The organism is Agromyces ramosus (assembly GCF_030817175.1).
GTDB lineage: Bacteria > Actinomycetota > Actinomycetes > Actinomycetales > Microbacteriaceae > Agromyces > Agromyces ramosus_A.
Window position 1 is genome coordinate 2,268,785 of the sequence record NZ_JAUSYY010000001.1, and the last position, 18,461, is coordinate 2,287,245.

10 protein-coding genes and 1 pseudogene are annotated in these 18,461 nt (G+C 70.6%); 9 read left to right on the forward strand and 2 right to left on the reverse strand.

Annotated elements, in window-relative coordinates; translation table 11 throughout:
- Positions 1 to 33 precede the first annotated feature (33 nt).
- The gene (locus QFZ26_RS10675; RefSeq protein WP_307041905.1) at positions 34 to 1,584 is read left to right on the forward strand and encodes an FAD-dependent oxidoreductase; all 1,551 of its coding nucleotides are present in this window, start codon (positions 34 to 36) and stop codon (positions 1,582 to 1,584) included.
- Between the two features lie 86 nt (positions 1,585 to 1,670).
- Here the strand turns inward: QFZ26_RS10675 and QFZ26_RS10680 are convergent, their stop codons facing one another.
- Together QFZ26_RS10680 and aspS are read right to left on the reverse strand one after the other, a co-directional pair.
- A complete protein-coding gene (locus tag QFZ26_RS10680; RefSeq protein ID WP_307045041.1) occupies positions 1,671 to 2,570 on the reverse strand; it encodes a formylglycine-generating enzyme family protein in 900 nt (299 codons plus the stop codon).
- A gap of 79 nt (positions 2,571 to 2,649) precedes the next feature.
- On the reverse strand, positions 2,650 to 3,993 hold the full coding sequence (gene aspS / locus QFZ26_RS10685; protein WP_307041906.1) for an aspartate--tRNA(Asn) ligase: 1,344 nt from the start codon (positions 3,991 to 3,993) through the stop codon (positions 2,650 to 2,652).
- Positions 3,994 to 4,073: 80 nt separating this feature from the next.
- Here aspS and QFZ26_RS10690 point away from each other — a divergent pair.
- From QFZ26_RS10690 to pulA, 8 genes and pseudogenes are all read left to right on the forward strand, one after another.
- Positions 4,074 to 4,715, forward strand: a pseudogene (locus QFZ26_RS10690) (histidine phosphatase family protein); the annotation flags it as partial.
- Positions 4,716 to 4,724: 9 nt separating this feature from the next.
- Positions 4,725 to 5,318 carry a TlpA family protein disulfide reductase gene (locus tag QFZ26_RS10695; protein WP_307045043.1) on the forward strand — a complete coding sequence of 198 codons (594 nt, stop codon included), beginning with the start codon at positions 4,725 to 4,727 and terminating at the stop codon, positions 5,316 to 5,318.
- Between the two features lie 2 nt (positions 5,319 to 5,320).
- A complete protein-coding gene (locus tag QFZ26_RS10700; RefSeq protein WP_307041908.1) occupies positions 5,321 to 6,073 on the forward strand; it encodes a cytochrome c biogenesis CcdA family protein in 753 nt (250 codons plus the stop codon).
- Positions 6,057 to 7,814 (forward strand): cytochrome c biogenesis protein ResB, encoded by a 1,758-nt coding sequence (resB, locus tag QFZ26_RS10705; RefSeq protein ID WP_307041910.1) that lies wholly within the window; start codon positions 6,057 to 6,059, stop codon positions 7,812 to 7,814. The genes QFZ26_RS10700 and resB overlap by 17 nt, the downstream gene beginning before the upstream one ends.
- A gap of 9 nt (positions 7,815 to 7,823) precedes the next feature.
- Positions 7,824 to 8,882 (forward strand): c-type cytochrome biogenesis protein CcsB, encoded by a 1,059-nt coding sequence (gene ccsB, locus QFZ26_RS10710; RefSeq protein ID WP_307041912.1) that lies wholly within the window; start codon positions 7,824 to 7,826, stop codon positions 8,880 to 8,882.
- 126 nt (positions 8,883 to 9,008) lie between these two features.
- Positions 9,009 to 11,579, forward strand: a complete 2,571-nt coding sequence (locus QFZ26_RS10715; RefSeq protein WP_307041914.1) for an ATP-binding protein — start codon at positions 9,009 to 9,011, stop codon at positions 11,577 to 11,579.
- Between the two features lie 197 nt (positions 11,580 to 11,776).
- Complete coding sequence (locus QFZ26_RS10720) at positions 11,777 to 12,007, forward strand: hypothetical protein (RefSeq protein WP_307041916.1); 231 nt, start codon at positions 11,777 to 11,779, stop codon at positions 12,005 to 12,007.
- 352 nt (positions 12,008 to 12,359) lie between these two features.
- A complete protein-coding gene (gene pulA, locus QFZ26_RS10725) occupies positions 12,360 to 18,392 on the forward strand; it encodes a pullulanase-type alpha-1,6-glucosidase (RefSeq protein WP_307041918.1) in 6,033 nt (2,010 codons plus the stop codon).
- Positions 18,393 to 18,461 lie beyond the last annotated feature (69 nt).

Consider the following 18,461-nt stretch of genomic DNA (forward strand, 5'->3'; position numbering starts at 1 on the left):
GCCGCCCGGTGAGCGGCCGCGTTGACTGGCACCATGACGTCGATCTGGAGAGCAGCCGCGCCCGCGTCATCCGCCGACGGCACCTCCGAGCCGAGCTTCACGCCCAGCGACCTCCGCCGCGACCGGTTCGACGTCGCGGTCGTCGGCGCCGGCATCACGGGCCTGTCGACCGCACTCATGCTCGCGCAGGCCGGCCGGAGTGTCGTGGTCGTCGAGGCACGCGAGGTGGCGGCGCTCGCGAGCGGCGGCAACACCGGCAAGGCGAGCGTGCTCCAGGGTGCCAGGCTGCAGCGCATCCGTCGCTCCCACTCGGCCAAGGTCGTGCAGGCCTATGTCGATGCGAACCTCGACGGCCAGGCGTGGATCGCCGAGTTCGCCGCCGAGCACGGCGTCCCCGTCGAGCGCGAGACGGCGTACAGCCACGCCCAGTCCGACTCCGGGCTCGAGACCGTTCGCGCCGAGTACGAGGCGGCCCGCGAGGCCGGCCTCCCGGTCGAGCTGGTCGAGCAGATGCCGGTCACCTTCCCGTTCGCGGGCGCCGTCGCCCTCGAGGGCCAGCTCGCGCTCGACCCGTATCGGCTCGTCGTCGCCCTCGCCCGCGCGTTCGTCACCGAGGGCGGCGTGCTCCTCGCGGGGGTGCGGGTGCACGGCGTGCACGCCACCGATCCGGCCAACGTCGAGACCGAGCACGGCCCGATTCGTGCGGGGGCGGTGGTGATCGCCACGGCGGCGCCCATCCTCGGGCGTGGCCTGTACTTCGCGAAGACCCGCCATTCGCGCTCGTACCTCGCATCGTTCCGCCTCGACGACCCGCCGCCGCCCGGACTGTTCCTCTCCGTCGACCAGCCCACCCGGTCGGTGCGCACGGCACCCGACGACCGCGCACCGGGGGCGCCGCGCCAGCTCATCGTCGGCGGCAGCGAGCATCCCGTCGGGCGCGTCGACTCGACCGCCGCCCGTGCCGACGAACTCGTCGACTGGACCCGTCGATACTTCGCCGGCGCGGAGCTCACGCACCGGTGGTCGGCGCAGGACTACGAATCGCTGAACCTGGTTCCGTTCGCCGGGCGGATGCCGCGCGGGCGAGGCCGCGTCTGGTTCGCGACGGGCTACGCGAAATGGGGGCTCACGAACGGTGTGGCAGCCGCGCTGCGGATCACGGCCGAGGTACTCGGCGAGCCGTGGCCCGAGCACCGCGCGTGGATCCGCACCCTGGGCACCCGAACGACGAAGCCGTCAGACCTCGGCCGTGGAGTCGCGGAGAACGCGACCGTCGCGAAGCTCCTCGTGACCGGCTGGGTCCGTGCCGAGACGAACCGGGCGCCCGCGCCCCGCCCCGCCGAGGGCGAAGGGGTCGTCCTGTCGCGAGGCGGCGTTCCCGTCGGAGTCTCGACGGTCGAGGGGCGCACCTGCGCGGTACGCGCGGTGTGCACGCACCTCGGGGGAGTGCTCACGTGGAACGACGCCGAGTCGACCTGGGACTGTCCGTTGCACGGCTCGCGCTTCGAGGCATCCGGCCGGCTCATCGAAGGGCCCGCGACGCGCGACCTGCGCGCGACCGTGGAGCCCGACGGCGCGCTCTGAGCGCGGGTGACGCATTGTTCCGCAGGATGAGCGCGCCGATGATCGCTCCGCAGGGTCAGGTTGCGGCTCGTCCTGTGCAGCAGCACTCAGGCGTCGCGCGCGCAGCGGAACCCGATGTGCGTCATGGCGGTGTCTTCAGCCTGCGGCGAGCGGGCCGACGGGCGGTAACGCAGGCAGTACTCGGGCGAGCAGAGGTGCGAGCCGCCCTTCAGTACCCGGCGGGGAATGCGGGAGCCGGGCTCGGCGGATGCCGCGGCGAGCAGGTTCGGGCGCGCTTCGGCGTCGACCGCCTCGACGCCCGGCACGACGTGCCGCGGCGTGTAGAACTCGGTGGTCCACTCCCACACGTTGCCCGTGACGTCGAAGAGGCCGTATCCGTTCGCCGGGAACGTCATGACGGGCGAGGTGCCGACCCAGCCCCCGGCGCCGGTGTTGCGGTACGGGAACGAGCCCTGCCACTGGTTCGTCATGAGTCGCCCGCCGGGTCGCTCCTCGTCTCCCCAGGCGAAGCGTGCGCCGTCGAGCCCGCCACGGGCGGCGAACTCGAACTCGGCTTCGGTGGGCAGCCGCTTGCCGGCCCACGCCGCGTAGGCCGAGGCATCCTCGAAGCTCACCTGCACGACCGGGTGAGTGGGCTTGTCGTCGACGGATGACTCGGGGCCGAACGGATGCGCCCAGCTCGCCCCCGCCTGCCAACGCCACCACTGGCGCCAGTCGCGAAGGTCGACGGGTCCCGCGGTCGGCGTGAACACCATGCCGCCGGGCATGAGCTCGGCGGGGTCGACCCCGGGAAAGTCCACGGGGTCGAGCGGCCGCTCGGCGACCGTCACGTAGCCGGTATCGGCGACGAACGCGGCGAACTGCTCATTGGTGACCGGGTGCACGTCGAGCTCGAACGAGTCGACCCGCCGCTCGTGCACGGGCGCCTCGTCGGGGTAGAACTCGGCCGAGCCCATGCGGAACGTGCCGCCGTCGAGGCGGATCATGCTCGTGGTGTCGGTTGCGGAGGTCACCGTTCGAGCCTACGCGCCGCCGCGCCATGCGCCGCCGGACCGTGCAGCGCAGCTAGGGAAGCAGGCGCGTCGGGCCGCGGAAGAGGTAGGTCGTCTCGCGGATCGACTGCTCGCCGAGCATGAGCATCAGCACGCGAGCAAGCCCCATGCCGAAACCGCCGTGCGGCGGCACGCCGTAGCGGAAGAAGTCGAGGTAGAACTCGAGCTCTTCAGGGTCCATGCCCTTGTCGCGAGCCTGCTCGACGAGCACGTCGATGCGGTGCTCGCGCTGCGCGCCGGTCGAGATCTCGACGCCGTTGTAGATGAGGTCGTAGGAGTTCGTGAGGCTCGGGTCGCCCTCGTGGCGCATGTGGTAGAACGGCCGGATGCTCGATGCGTAGTCGACGAGGAACACGAAGTCGTGCCCGTACGTCTCCTTGACGTGGGCCGAGATCTGGCGCTCGCCCTCGGGGTCCATGTCGTCGTCGGCGCGGGGGATCACGTAGCCGCGGTCGGCGACGATCTGCTTCGCCTCGGCGAGCGGGATGCGCGGGAACGGCGTCGCCGGCACCTCGAGCTCGACGCCGAAGAGCTCGGCGATCTCGGCGCCGTGCTTCTCCTTCACCGCGGTGAAGCCCGCGACCATGAGCTCTTCGTGCAGCGCCATGACGTCGTCGTGCGAGTCGACCCAGCTGATCTCGGTGTCGATCGAGGTGAACTCGGTCGCGTGCCGCGACGTGAACGACGGGTCGGCGCGGAACGCCGGGCCGACCTCGAAGACGCCGCCGAAGCCGGCCGCCTGCGCCATCTGCTTGAAGAACTGCGGGCTCTGCGCGAGGTACGCCTTGCCCTCGAAGTAGTCGACCTCGAAGAGCTCTGCACGCGACTCGGATGCCGAGGCCATGAGCTTCGGCGTGTGGATCTCGATGAGCCCCTTCTCGACCCACACGCCGCGAAGCGCGTGGAGGAAGGTGGTCTGGATGCGGAAGATGAGCGCCTGCTTCGGGTGGCGCAGGTCGAGGAAGCGCCAGTCCATGCGCTTGTCGAGGCTCGAGTCGGCCGCGATGGGCGTCTCGGGGTTGGCCTCGGTGACGACGTCGAGCGTGCCGATCTTCACCTCGAGGCCGCCGAGCTTCACGCGCTCGTCGTGCTTCAGCTCACCCGACACGGTGATGAACGAACCATGCGAGAGGGCCGAGATCGCCTCGGTCGTCGCCAGGCGAGCGGATGCCGCGGCGTCGGCGCCTTCCTCGAGCTCCCGCGTCGCGGGGTTCACGAGCTGCACCGCACCCGACTCGTCGCGGAGGATGACGAACTGCACCTTCTTCTGATCGCGCACGGTCTCGACCCATCCGGACACGGTGACGGGGCCGTCGGGGAGCGCGGCGAGGTTCTTGACGAGGGTGCGGTTGATCACGATCGACCATCCTACCTGTGGGGGTTTCACGGCCCGGCGCACGGCGGATTCAAAGGGAACGCCTCTCTAGACTGGAAGCCGTGCCGGCCGACCAGATCCATCTCGTGCGCCACGGCGAGGTGTTCAACCCGCAGGGCGTGCTCTACGGGCGACTTCCGGGCTACGGGCTCTCCGACCTGGGCCGGCGCATGGCGCAGGCCGCGGCCGACGACCTCCTCGCCCGCGACCGCCACGTTCGGTCGCTCGTCGTCTCGCCGCTGCAGCGCACCCGGCAGTCGGCCGAGCCGGTCGCCGCGGCGTTCGGGCTCGACGCGGTGCTCGACGACCGGGTGATCGAACCCGAGAACCGCTTCGAGGGCAAGCGCATGCGCGGCCGTGCGGGTGCCCTGCGCGACCTGCGCAACTGGCCGCTCCTCGTGAACCCGTGGGAGCCCAGCTGGGGCGAGCCGTTCCGGTCGATCTCGGCTCGCATGCTGCGCGCGATCACCGAGGCGTGGCAGTCCACCGACGACGGCGACGTCGTGATCGTCAGCCACCAGCTTCCGATCTGGATGGTGCACCGCAGCGTCGGTGGCCTGTCGCTCTCGCACGACCCGCGACGACGCCGCTGCGCGCTGTCGAGCATCACGACGCTCGAGCGTCGTGGCGACGGCAACGGCTTCGTCGAGGTCGGCTACGCCGATCCCGCTGCGGGGCTCGCCGCCGAGGCGACCGATGTGGGTGGCGGTGTGATGGGCAGGCGCTGGTCGACGTTGGCGCTCGTCGCGGCATCCGTCGTCGTGCTCACCGGATGCACGAGCGACCCGCTCGCCGACCAGTTCCGCGAGGGCAGCGGCAAGAACTACATCGCGGGCGACGGCACCATCACCGAGTACGCGCTCGAGAGCCGCGGCGATCCGATCGAGTTTTCCGGCGAGACCGTTGAAGGCGAGAGCTACGATTCCGCGGATGCCGCGGGCCGGGTGCAGGTCGTGAACTTCTGGTACGCCGGCTGCGCGCCGTGCCGCGTCGAGGCGCCGATCCTGCAGGAGGTGCACGAGGGCGTCGACCCCGACGACGTGAGCTTCGTCGGCGTGAACGTGCGCGACCAGGCCGCGAACGCGGCATCCTTCGAGCAGAGCTACGGCATCACCTACCCGTCGATCCTCGACGTCGAGAGCGGCGAGGCGCAGCTCGCGTTCGCGGGCCCAGTGCCGCCGGCGGCCGTGCCGACGACGATCGTGCTCGACCGCGAGGGCCGCGTCGCCGCACGGGTGCTCGGCCAGCTGAAGGACGCCTCCATCCTCGAGTCGATCATCGACGACCTCCTCGCCGAGCAGGCGTAGCCATGGGCGTCGGGGAGGTCGTGCTGAACGGGCAGCTGCTCGCCGCCGTGCCGATCGCGCTCGCCGCGGGCCTCGTCTCGTTCCTCTCCCCGTGCGTGCTGCCGCTCGTGCCCGGCTACCTCGGCTACCTCGGCGGGTTCACGGATGCCTCGGCAGACGCCGCGGTCGAGCAGCGCAACCGCCGGCGACTCCTGCTGGGCGTGCTGCTGTTCATCGCCGGGTTCACGCTCGTGTTCGTGACGTTCAACCTCGTCGCGGGCGTCGCGGGTTCGTGGCTGCTGCGATACTCCGACGTCATCGTGCGCATCGCGGGCGCGCTGCTCATCGTGATGGGCCTCGTCTTCATCGGACAGTTCGGCTTCCTGCAGCGCACGATCAAGGCGTCCTGGCGGCCGGCCACCGGGCTCGCCGGCGCGCCGCTGCTCGGCATCGTCTTCGGCATCGGCTGGACGCCGTGCATCGGCCCGACCCTCGCGGTCGTGCTCGCCCTGAGCGCCGACTCCGCCTCCGCCGGCCGCGGCGTGCTCCTCGGCCTCGTCTACTGCATCGGCCTCGGCATCCCCTTCCTCCTCGTCGCCGCGGGGTTCAGCTGGGTCACCGGGTCGCTCGCGTTCCTGCGTCGACACATCCGTGCGATCAACATCGCCGGCGGCGTGCTGCTCATCGCGATCGGCGTGCTCATGGTGTCGGGCATCTGGTCGATCTGGATGTACGGGCTGCAGGCGGTGATCACCGGTTTTGTCCCCGCAATCTGACCCGGGCGCGCCCTCGCGCCCCGCCGACCACATCGACTCGGTCGAGAACGATGCCGGCGAGGCATCCGTCACCCAACCGAAGCTCGGCTTCGTCGGCTGGGTGCGCTTCGCGTGGCGGCAGCTCACGAGCATGCGCACGGCGCTGCTGCTGTTGCTGCTGCTCGCGATCGCCGCGGTGCCCGGGTCGCTCGTGCCGCAGCGGTCGAGCGACCCCAACGGCGTCACGCAGTACTTCAACGACAACCCGCGGCTGGCGCCGATCCTCGACGGCTTCCAGATGTTCGACGTCTACACCTCGGCGTGGTTCTCGGCGGTGTACCTGCTGCTCTTCGTGTCGCTCATCGGGTGCATCATCCCGCGCACGAAGCACCACCTCGAGGCGCTGCGCGCGCGGCCCCCGCGCACGCCGGCGCGGCTCTCGCGGCTCGCGGGGTACACCGAGCGTCCGCTGGTGAGCAGGACCGACGCGACCGGGGCGACCGCCGCCGGGGCCGACGCCGGGGCCGACGCCGATGCCGCGATCGATGCCGCCGCGAAGCAGCTGCGCCAGGCGGGCTACCGCGTCGAGCGGTACGAGCTGCGCGGCGAGGCATCCGTCTCCGCCGAGCGCGGCTACCTGCGGGAGACCGGCAACCTGGTGTTCCACACGGCGCTGCTGGGCGTGCTCGTCGCGGTCGGCTTCGGCGGCGGCTTCGGGTTCTCGGGCCAGCGCGTGGTCGTCGAGGGCCAGGCCTTCGTGAACACCCTCGCGGCCTACGACTCGTTCAACCCGGGCCGGTTCTTCAGCGACACCTCGCTGACGCCCTACCGCCTCTCCCTCGAGGAGCTCGACGCCGTCTACGAGACGCAGAACCGCGACGCCATCGGTCAGCCCATCGACTTCACGGCTCACGTGACCGTCGAGGGGCAGGGCGAGCAGCCCGAGGAGCGCACCGTCAAGGTGAACGAGCCGCTCTACACGCACGGCACCGACGTGTACCTGCTCGGCAACGGCTACGCCCCGACGATCACGGTGCGCAACGCCGACGGCGACGTCGTCTTCACCGATTCGGTCCCCTTCCTGCCGCAGGACGCGAACCTCACCTCGATCGGCGTCGTGAAGGTGCCCGACGGGCTGCCCGAGCAGGTCGGCATGGTCGGGTTCTTCTACCCCACGCAGAGCGAGCTGGCCTCGGGTGCCTACACCTCGAGCTACCCCGACCTGATCCTGCCGGTGCTCACGCTGAACGTGTACCAGGGCGACCTCGGCATCGACGGCGGCGAGCCCACGTCGGTCTACACGCTCGACCCCTCGTCGATGGAGCAGCTCACCGGCGGAACGACGGGCGTCGACTCGGTGGAGCTGAAGCCCGGCGAGACCGCCGAGCTGCCGAACGGGCTCGGCACGGTCACGTTCGAGGATGCGTCGCCCGATGCCGGCGATGCGGATGCCCCGGCCGACTACTCGCAGAGCGTGCCGCGGTTCGCGAGCTTCGACATCCACCACGACCCCACGCAACTCTGGGTGCTCGTGTTCGCCGCCCTCATCCTCGGCGGCCTGCTCGTGTCGCTCTTCGTGCCGCGCCGCCGCATGTGGGTGAAAGCCGTCACGCGCCCCGACGGACGCGTGGTGCTCGAGTACGCGGCGCTCGCGCGCGGCGAGGACCCGGGCCTCGAAACCGCCGTGACGGCCTTCGCCGACAAGCACGCCGGGCCCGCTGCCGCGGCATCCTCCGATGGCCCCGCGAAGTCTTCGACGTAAGGTAGAAACATGTCGCTCGACGAGATCTCCGTGTTGCTCGTGTACTCGGCCATGGCCGTCTACGCGCTCGCGTTCATCGCCTACGCGATCGACCTGTCGAAGCGGTCGGTCGCGGGTGCGAATGCGGCGTCGGCGGATGCCGCGGCGCGCGTCTCGTCCGTCGCAGCGCCGGTCGGGGCGGCCGCGGGCGCCGGCGGTGCCGGCAGCGCACGTCCCGGCGCAACGGGGGCCACGAACGCGCCGGCCACGGTCTCGCCGCGACCGGCGGGCAGGTTCGCGGCGGGAGCATCCGTCGCCTACGGCCGTTCGCCGGCACTACGCGTCGGCGTCGCACTCACCGTCGTCGCGTGGGCCCTGCACCTCACCGCCGACGTGCTGCGCGGTGTCGCGGCGGGCCGGGTGCCGTGGGCGAACATGTACGAGTTCGCGCTCACCGGCACGCTCATCATCACCACCGTCTTCCTGGCGGTCGTCGTCATCGCGAAGCACGACCTCCGCTTCCTCGGCACCTTCGTCGTGGGCCTCGTGCTCGTGCTGCTCGGCGTCGCGAGCGTCAACTTCTACGTGAGCCCGATTCCGCTGCCGCCGGCGCTGCAGTCGGTGTGGCTCGTCATCCACGTGTTCGTCGCCAGTGCGTCGGTCGGGTTCTTCGCGCTCGGGTTCGCGCTCTCGGTGGTGCAGCTCATGCAGTCGCGGCGCGAGGCGCTCGCCGCGACGGCCAAGGCCGCGAAGCTCACGTTCCTCGCGACCCTGCCCGACTCGATCACGCTCGAGAACCTGGCGTACCGCGTCAACATCATCGGGTTCATCCTCTGGACCTTCACGCTCATGGCCGGGTCGATCTGGGCCGAGAAGGCGTGGGGCCGCTACTGGGGCTGGGACACCAAGGAGGTGTGGACCTTCATCGTGTGGGTGGTCTACGCCGGCTACATCCACGCGCGGGCGACGCGGGGCTGGCGCGGCTCCCGCTCGGCGTGGCTCGCGATCATCGGCTTCTCGACCGTGCTCTTCAACTTCACGATCGTCAACCTCTTCTTCAAGGGCCTGCACGCGTACTCGGGCCTCTGAGCTTCGCGCTCGGCGCACGTTCGTCGCGCCGGCGCATCGAGGTCGGTGCGCCCGCGCGACAAACCTGCGCCGAGCCGACCGTGAGCCGCCGTTGCGCTCGCGGTCGGGAGCGAGCACCATCGCTCTATGACGCTGCTCGAGCGCGAGCGTGAACTGGCCGAACTCGGCGATGCCGTGCACGCCGCGATCGAGGGCAGCGGCTGCGTGCTGCTGGTGCACGGCGAGGCGGGCATCGGCAAGTCCAGCCTCGTCGGCGCGCTGCGCGATCGGCCTCCATCAGGGAGTCGCGTGCTCATCGGTGCCTGCGATGCGCTGTCGACTCCGCGCACCCTCGGGCCCCTGCGCGATCTCACGCCGTACGTCGGAGCGCGTCTCGGCGATGCCCTGCGTGCGGGCGACCGTGAGGAGGTGCTCACGGCCCTTCACGAGGAACTCACCTCGACGCCGGGCACCGTGCTCGTCGTGGAGGACGTGCACTGGTCCGACGAGGCGACCCTCGATGTGCTGCGCTTCCTCGGCCGACGCATCGACGAACTGCGGACCGTGCTCGTGCTCACCTACCGCGACGACGAGCTCGACCGCGACCACCCGCTCGCGCGACTGCTCGGCGATCTCCGCGTGAACGTGCGCCACCTCCCGCTGCGGCGGTTGTCGGCGGCCGCCGTCAGCGAGCTCGTCAGCGACAGCAGCGTCGACGCCGAGCGGGTGTACGCCCTGACGGACGGCAACCCGTACTTCGTGAGCGAGATCATCGCATCGGCGGATGCCGCACAGGTGCCACGCACGGTCGTCGACGCAGTGACGGCCCGACTGCGCCGCCTCGACCACACGACGCAGGCTCACGTGGAGCAGCTCGCCGTCGTCCCCTCGGTCGTCGGTGTCTCGGAGCTCGCGCATCTCGTGCCAGGCGGATCCGGCGCGCTCGCCGCGGCCGAGGAGGCGGGACTCATCACGGTGCGACCCGAGGGGGTGCAGTTCCGCCACGAGTTGACGCGACGGGCCATCGTCGACGCGCTGCCCGCGTCGCGACGCATCGAACTGAACGCCCAGGTGCTCACGATGCTGCTCGAGGTCGGCGGCGATCCCGGCCGGATCGTCTCCCATGCGGTGGAGGCCGGCGACGTCGACGCCATCGTGCACTGGGCACCGCGGGCCGCCCGCGACGCAACGGTCAGCGGAGCGCGTCGGCAGGCGGTCGAGCACTATCGGGCCGCCCTCGCCCACCCCGAGCGCTTCGGCGCGGCCGAGCGCACCGAGCTGCTCGAGGACTTCGCGATCGAGCTCCACATGCTCGGCCGGGGATTCGACGCCGTCGATGCTCAGATGGAGGTCATCCGCATGCGGCGGGAGCAGGGTGAGCCCGCTGCGCTCGGCGCAAGCCTGCGCTGGCTTTCTCGCTTCCACTGGCTCGCGGGCGATCGTTCCGCTGCCGAGGCGGCGGCGGGCGAGGCGTCGACCGTGGCCGCGGGGGCGGATGATCGCGGACTGCTGGCCATCGCGCTGAGCAACGAGGCGCAGCTCGCCATGCTCGCCCACGACATCCCGAGAACCATCGATCTCGCCACCCGCGCCATCTCACTCGCACAGGACGCGGACGAGCCGGGTGCGCTCTCGCACGCGCTCAACAACCTCGGCACCGCGCACATGCTGCAGAACAACGACGACGGGATCGACGAGCTCCTCGAGGCCGCAGACATCGCGATCGCATCGAACCACATGTATGACGCAGCACGCGCCCACGTGAACCTCGTCTGGAGCCTGCTCGAGCAGTACCGACTCGACCTCGCGGAGCGCTACCTGCAGCCCGCCCTCGAACTGTCGGAGCGCACGGAGGTCGTCGCGCTCTGGGCCTACCAGCGGGTCGAGCAGGCGCGGTTGCACCTCGCGCGGGCTCAATGGGACGAAGCGGTGGCAGCCGCCGGGCACACCGGCGAGTCCCTGCCGCAGCCGCATTGCGTGGCGCTCATGGTGATCGGCCTTGCCCGAATCCGCCGAGGTGACCCTGCCGGAGAGGCGACGCTCGAGGAGGCGAGCCGGCTGGCCGAGCGCCTCGGCGAGTTGCAGCGCACCGGCCCCGCCGCTGCCGCCCGCGCGGAGGCGGCACTCCTGCGCGGCGACCTCCGCGCTGCACGGTCGATCGCCCGGCCTGCGTACGACGAGGTGGTGCGCCTGCAGAACGGGAACCTGCAGGCCGAGCTCGCGTCGCTGCTTCGCAGGGCAGGTGAGGTCGTCGAGGTGCCCGAGGGTGATTTCCCCTTCGCCGTCCAGGCGCGGGGGGACTGGAAGCGGGCGGCAGAACTGTGGCGGGCGAACGGATGCCCCTACCACGAGGCCTCGGCACTCGCCGAGAGCCCACATGAGTCGGACCTCCTCGCGGCGCTCGCGATCCTCGACCGCATCGAAGCCCTGCCGCTCGCCCGGCGTGTGCGGGCCATCCTGCGGGAACGCGGGGCGCGAAGCATCCCGCGGGGACCCTCATCACTGACACGTGGGAACCCGGCCGGCCTCACGGCGCGGCAGGTGGAGGTGCTGCGGCTGGTGGCCGAAGGACGCACGAACGCCGAAATCGCTGACCGGCTGGTGCTGTCGGTCCGCACGGTCGACACGCATGTCGCCGCAGTGCTCGCGAAGCTCGGCGTCGCGACGCGTGCCGAGGCGACGCGGCTCGCGCCCGACGTGCTCGAGCCGGCCGGCTGAGTCGGGGCGATCCGCCGCACTCGGTAGACGGCACCCGCGGATGTCGGTAGCGCGGTCGCCCGATCTCGGTAGTCATCGCCGATGAGCCGCCCCACCCCCTCGCCGTAGAACAGAGGTGAGCCCGGAATCGGGCGGAAATCCACTGATCCACTCACACCACAATCCACCCCACATGGTCATTGCACTCAGGAGTCATCATGAACACCGCACTCGTCGCAACCGGGGCTGTGCCCAGCCGGCCCGGGACCCGACCCTCGACGCTCGCCGAGCGTCTCGTTCTCCGCGCAGGACTCGCGTTCGGATGGAGCCGCACGACGCGGCACTCCCTCAGCCGCGAAGAACTCGTCGTCCTCCACGAGCGTCGGCGCGAGGCCGAGCACCTTCGTGAAGCCAACTTCCGCGACGTCACCTTCGCCCGCCTGTTCTGATGTCGGGTTCGGGCATCCGGCGCACGTTCCTCACTTCGGCGCACAGACGAACATGCGCCGATGCGAGGAACGTGCGCCGGCGTGCGGGTTGCTCGTTCCAGTGCGTGGAGTTCCTCGCACGCGAGCGACGAACCCGCACCGGCACGGCACGAGTGTGGCCGGGCCCCAGCGAACGAGGGGCGGTTCTGAGAGCGCTTCCAGCGGGCGCGGCGGCGCGGGGCACTGTGCTGATGGGACATCCGTCGATCTCGGGACATCTGGTCTGTAAGCGCTTGCATTAACGCAAGGCCCGCTGCTAGCGTCGCCTCCAGTGTCGGTGGCACGGAGTCGTGCCGGAAATCGGGAGTCAAGGATGACGCAACGCGCTCGCGCACGCAGCTGGTTCGCCCTCGTAGTGTCGGGAGCCCTCGCGGCTTCCGCCATCGCCGTCATTCCGGGACTCGCCGCCGCGGCCGAGGAGCCACGCACCTTCGCGCTCGTCGGCTCGCTACAGTCGGAGCTCGGATGCCCCGGTGACTGGCAGCCCGAGTGCGCCGAGACCGAGCTCATCGCGACCGGCACACCGGGCGTCTTCGCGGCCGAGTTCACGATCCCGGCCGGCATCTGGGAGTACAAGGTCGCGGTCAATGACACGTGGGACGAGGCCTACGGCCTCAACGGCGGCGGCGACAACATCCCGCTCACCGTCGCGGGCGACACCCCCGTGCGCGTCGTGTTCGACGACACCCTGAAGCGCGTGGGGCTCGAGTCGACCGGCATCCGCACCGCATACGACGAGGCATCCGACGCCGCGCTCGTCGCCGACCCCGTGCGCCAGCCCGGCAGCGACGAGACGTTCTACTTCGTCATGACCGACCGCTTCGCGAACGGCGACGCCACCAACGATCAGGGCGGCCTCACCGGCGACGCCCTGACCACCGGCTACGACCCGACCCACAAGGGCTTCTACAACGGCGGCGACCTCGCGGGCCTGCACGACCAGCTCGACTACATCGAGGGCCTCGGCACGAGCGCCATCTGGCTCACGCCGAGCTTCAAGAACCGTCCCGTGCAGGGCGAGGGCGCGAACGCGTCGGCCGGCTACCACGGGTACTGGATCACCGACTTCACGCAGATCGACCCCCACCTCGGCACGAACGCCGAGCTCGAGGCCCTCATCGCCGACGCGCACGCCCGCGGCATCAAGGTCTACTTCGACATCATCACGAACCACACGGCCGACGTCATCGACTACGCCGAGGGCCAGCACGCCTACATCGACCAGGCCGCGAGCCCCTACACGGATGCCTCGGGCACCGCGTTCGATCCCGCCGACTACGCGGCTGCCGGGTCACCGCCCTTCCCCGCCCTCGACCCTGCGACGAGCTTCCCGTACACCCCGGTCGTCACCCCCGAAGACACCGATCTCAAGGTGCCCTCGTGGCTCAACGACGAGACGCTGTATCACAACCGCGGCGACTCGACGTGGGAGGGCGAGTCGGTCACGTTCGGCGACTTCGTCGGCCTCGACGACCTGATGACCGAGCACCCGACCGTCGTCGAGGGCTTCGTCGACGTGTACCAGCAGTGGATCGACCTCGGCATCGACGGCTTCCGCATCGACACGGCGAAGCACGTGAACTTCGAGTTCTGGGAGCAGTGGTCGACGCAGGTGCTCGACTTCGCGCACGCCACGGGCAAGCCCGACTTCTTCATGTTCGGCGAGGTCTACGACGCCGACCCCGTGAAGCTGAGCCCGTACGTGCGCAACAGCGACATGAACTCGGTGCTCGACTTCACGTTCCAGTCGCAGGCCGTGAGCTTCGCGGCCGGCAACTCGGCGAAGAACCTGCAGTCGCTGTTCGCCGGCGACGACTACTACACGACGCCCGACTCATCGGCGACGGCGCTCCCCACGTTCCTCGGCAACCACGACATGGGTCGGGTCGGCTACTTCCTGAACTCGACCGCCGAGCCGCTGCAGCGCGATGAGCTGGCCCACGAGCTGATGTTCCTCACGCGCGGCCAGCCGGTCGTCTACTACGGCGACGAGCAGGGCTTCGCCGGCATCGGCGGCGACCAGAGCGCCCGGCAGACGCTGTTCCCGACGCAGGTCGCCGAGTTCCAGAACCAGCAGCTGGTCACGGGTGAGCCGTTCGGCACCGGCGAGCACTTCGCGACGGATGCCCCGCTCTACGAGCACATCGCGGCCCTCGCAGCGCTGCGCGAGTCGCACCCCGCGCTCGAGACCGGCGCGCAGATCGAGCGCTACGTCGACAACGGCGCGGGCGTCTACGCGTTCTCCCGTGTCGATCGGGCGGAGAAGACCGAGTACCTCGTGGCGGCGAACAACTCGAACGCCGCGAAGACGGTCGACGTGTCGACCCTCACGAAGGACGGCGCGTTCGCGCCGCTCTACGGCACCGACGGCCCTGCCGTCGTGGCGAACGCCGACGGAGTGGCATCCGTCACCGTCCCGGCACTCGGCACCGTGGTGCTGAAGGCCGACCGCCCGGTGAGCGCCCCCGACGCGGCATCCGCCATCTCGGTCTCGGTGCCCGTCGCCGGTGCCGGCGTGACCGGGGTCAGCGCGGTCGCCGCCGACGTCGACGACGCCACCTGGCAGGAGACGAGCTTCGCCTGGCGCGTCGCCGGCTCGAGCGACTGGAAGGCACTCGGCACCGCCGAGGACACGAGTCCCCGCGTCTTCCACGACACGGCGGGCCTCGCGAACGGCACGCTGCTCGAGTACCGCGCGGTGTCGACGGATGCCGCGGGCAACCGCTCGGCCGCCTCGTCCTACGCCTCGGTCGGCAACGCCGTGAACCTCGTCGAGGAGGAGGAGCCCGAGACGCCGATCGAACTCGTGACGGTGCCCGGCTCGCACAATTCCGAGATGGGCTGCGCCGGCGACTGGGCACCCGGCTGCGAGGTCGCGAAGCTGACCCTGCGCGCCGACGGCATCTACGCCGGCACCTTCGACGTGCCGGCCGGCGACTACGAGTACAAGGTCGCGATCAACGGCAGCTGGGACGTCAACTACGGCGCCAACGGCGAGCCGAACGGCCCGAACGTCACGTATTCGCACGCGGGCGGGCCGATCACCTTCTACTGGAACCCGAACACGAAGGTGGTCTCGTCGACCGCCGAGGGCCCCACGGTGACGCTGCCCGGCAGCTTCCAGTCCGAGGTCGGATGCCCCGGCGACTGGCAGCCCGAGTGTCTCGCGTCGCTCATGCAGGACGGCGACAAGGACGGCGTCTACACCTGGTCGACCTCCTCGATCCCCGACGGGTCGTACGAGGCGAAGGTCGCGCACGGCCTCAGCTGGGACGAGAACTACGGCGTCGGCGGCGCGCCCGGCGGCGGCAACTACTCGTTCATCGCCGAGACCGGCAAGCTCGTCGAGTTCCGCTACACGATCGCCACTCACGTACTCGAGATCATCGTGACCGACCCGCCGCTCGCCGGCACGGGCCAGTCGCGGGCGCACTGGGTGAGTGAGGACACGCTCGCGTGGCCGGCGGAACTGCTCGGTGGGGCATCCGCAGCCTCGACCGTGTGGACCATCGAGCACTCGCCCAACGCCGCACTCGCCGTGGCCGACGGCGCCGTGACCGGCGGCGGCGACGCGATCGAGCTCGCACTCGATCCGGCCGGGCTGAGCGACGCGCAGCTCGCGAAGTTCCCGGCGCTCGAGGGCTTCCTCGCCCTGCGCCCGGTCGGCGTCGACCGAGCGGCGGTGCAGCAGCTGCTGACCGAGCAGCTCGCGGTCGCGCAGTCGACGGATGGCACGCTCACCGCCTTCACGGGCGTGCAGGTGCCCGGCGTGCTCGACGACCTCTACGCCGACGCCCTCGCCTCGACGCCGCTCGGCGCGAGCGTGACCGGGCTGGATTCGACCGTCACCCTCTGGGCTCCCACCGCGCAGTCGGTGTCGCTCGAGGCGTGGCCGTCGGGCGGCACCGGCGATCCGACGGTGATCCCCGCCGAGTTCGACCCGGCCGACGGCACCTGGAGCGTCAGCGGCCCGTCGGTCGGCGACGAGTACCGCTGGTCGGTCGAGGTCTACGCCCCGACCACCGGCACGATCGAGACGAACTCCGTCACCGACCCGTACTCGGTCGCGCTCACGACGAACTCGGCCCGCTCGGTCGTCGTGAACCTCGACGACGAGTCGCTGCGCCCCGCGCAGTGGGAGGAGACGCCCGCGCCCGTGGTCGAGCGCCCGGTCGACCGTGCGATCTACGAGCTGCACGTGCGCGACTTCTCGATCACCGACGAGACCGTGCCGGCCGAGGAGCGCGGCACCTACCGTGCCTTCACCCGCGACTCGGCCGGCACCGCCCAGCTCGAGCAGCTCGCAGAGGCCGGCATCAACACGGTGCACCTGCTGCCGACGTTCGACATCGCCACGATCGAGGAGCGCCGCGCGGCGCAGGCGACCCCCGCCTGCGACCTGGCGAGCTTCGGCCCGGCGTCGCCCGAGCAGCAGGCCTGCCTCGAGCCGATCCGCGACCTCGACGGGTTCAACTGGGGCTACGACCCGTTCCACTTCCAGGCGCCCGAGGGCTCCTACGCGGTGGACCCGAACGGCGGCGCCCGCGTCGCCGAGTTCCGCGAGATGGTCGGCGCGCTGCACGCGACGGGCCTGCAGGTCGTGCTCGACAAGGTGTACAACCACACCGCGCAGAGCGGCCAGGGCGAGAAGTCGGTGCTCGACAAGGTCGTGCCGGGCTACTACCAACGCCTGAACGCGGTGGGCAACGTCGAGACCTCGACGTGCTGCCAGAACGTCGCCACCGAGCACGAGGTCGCGCAGAAGCTCATGGTCGACTCGGTCGTGCTGTGGGCCAAGGCGTACAAGGTCGACGGCTTCCGCTTCGACCTCATGGGCCACCACTCGAAGGCGAACATGCTCGCGGTGCGCGCGGCGCTCGACGAGCTGACGATCGAGGAGGACGGCGTCGACGGCTCGGCGGTGTACCTGTACGGCGAGGGCTGGAACTTCGGCGAGGTGGCGAACAACGCGCTCTTCGAGCAGGCCACGCAGGGCCAGCTCGGCGGCACGGGCATCGGCACGTTCAACGACCGGCTGCGCGACGGCGTGCATGGCGGCAGCCCGGTCGACGGCGCGTCGACGTTCGACCAGGGCTTCGGCACCGGGCTCGGCACCGACCCGAACGGGGCGCCCATCGACCCCGCCGACCGCACGCTCGGGCAGCAGACCGATCTCGTCAAGCTCGGGCTCGCGGGCAACCTGCGCGGCTACGAGTTCACCGGGTCCGACGGCATCGTGAAACGAGGCGAGCAGTTCGACTACAACGGGTCGCCGGCCGGATACGCCGACGAGCCCGACGAGGTCATCAACTACGTCGACGCGCACGACAACGAGACCCTCTACGACCTCTCGGTGTTCAAGCTCCCGACCGACACCTCGATGGCCGACCGTGTGCGCATGAACACGCTGTCGCTCGCGACGGTGACCCTCTCGCAGTCGCCCTCGTTCTGGCACGCCGGCACCGAGCTGCTGCGCTCGAAGTCCCTCGATCGCAACAGCTACAACTCGGGCGACTGGTTCAACCGCATCGACTGGACCGGCCAGGAGTCGACCTTCGGCTCCGGGCTCCCGTCGAAGGCCGACAACGAGGACAAGTGGCCGATCATGGCGCCGCTGCTGGCGAACCCGGCGCTCAAGCCGGGTGCTGCGGACATCGCGGCGGCCGAGGCATCCGCCCTCGACCTGCTGCGGGTGCGCAACGAGGTCGACCTGCTGCAGCTCGGCTCGGCGGAGCTCATCGACGAGAAGGTGACGTTCCCGAACAGTGGTGCGGATGCCACGCCCGGCGTCATCGTGATGCAGATCGACGATCTCGTGGGCGACGACGTCGACCCCGAGCTCGAGGGAGCGCTCATCGTGTTCAACGCGTCGCCTTCGGCCGTGACCGAAAGCGTCGACGGGCTCGCCGGTCGCACATTCGAGCTGGCCGACGCGCAGGCGAACGGCTCCGATGCCGTGGTGAAGACGACGACGTGGGATGCCGCGACCGGCTCGGTCTCGGTGCCGGCGCGCAGCGTCGCGGTGCTCGTCGACGAGCAGCCGCCCCCGGCCGTCTCGACGGCGACCGTCGCCACCCCGAACAAGCTCGTCGCGAAGGCCGGCTCCGCGGTGAAGGTCGCGGTGCAGGTGTTCGCCGCCGACGGGAGTGCGCCGGTCGGCACGCTCACGGTCTTCGATGGAGCAACGGCCATCGCCACCGTCGAGCTCACCGCGGGCGATGACGGACGAGCCAAGATCAAGCTGCCGAAGCTGCCCGCCGGCCTGCACCTCATCAGCACGTCGTTCGACGGCGGCGAGGGCTACGCCGGCTCGCAGTCGGCGCCGGTGCCGCTGCTGCTCTGGTGATGCGCGGAGGCGGAGACCGCGCCTGATTGCCGGTCTCCGTCGCCGTCGGGCACGGAATTCAGGATGAGC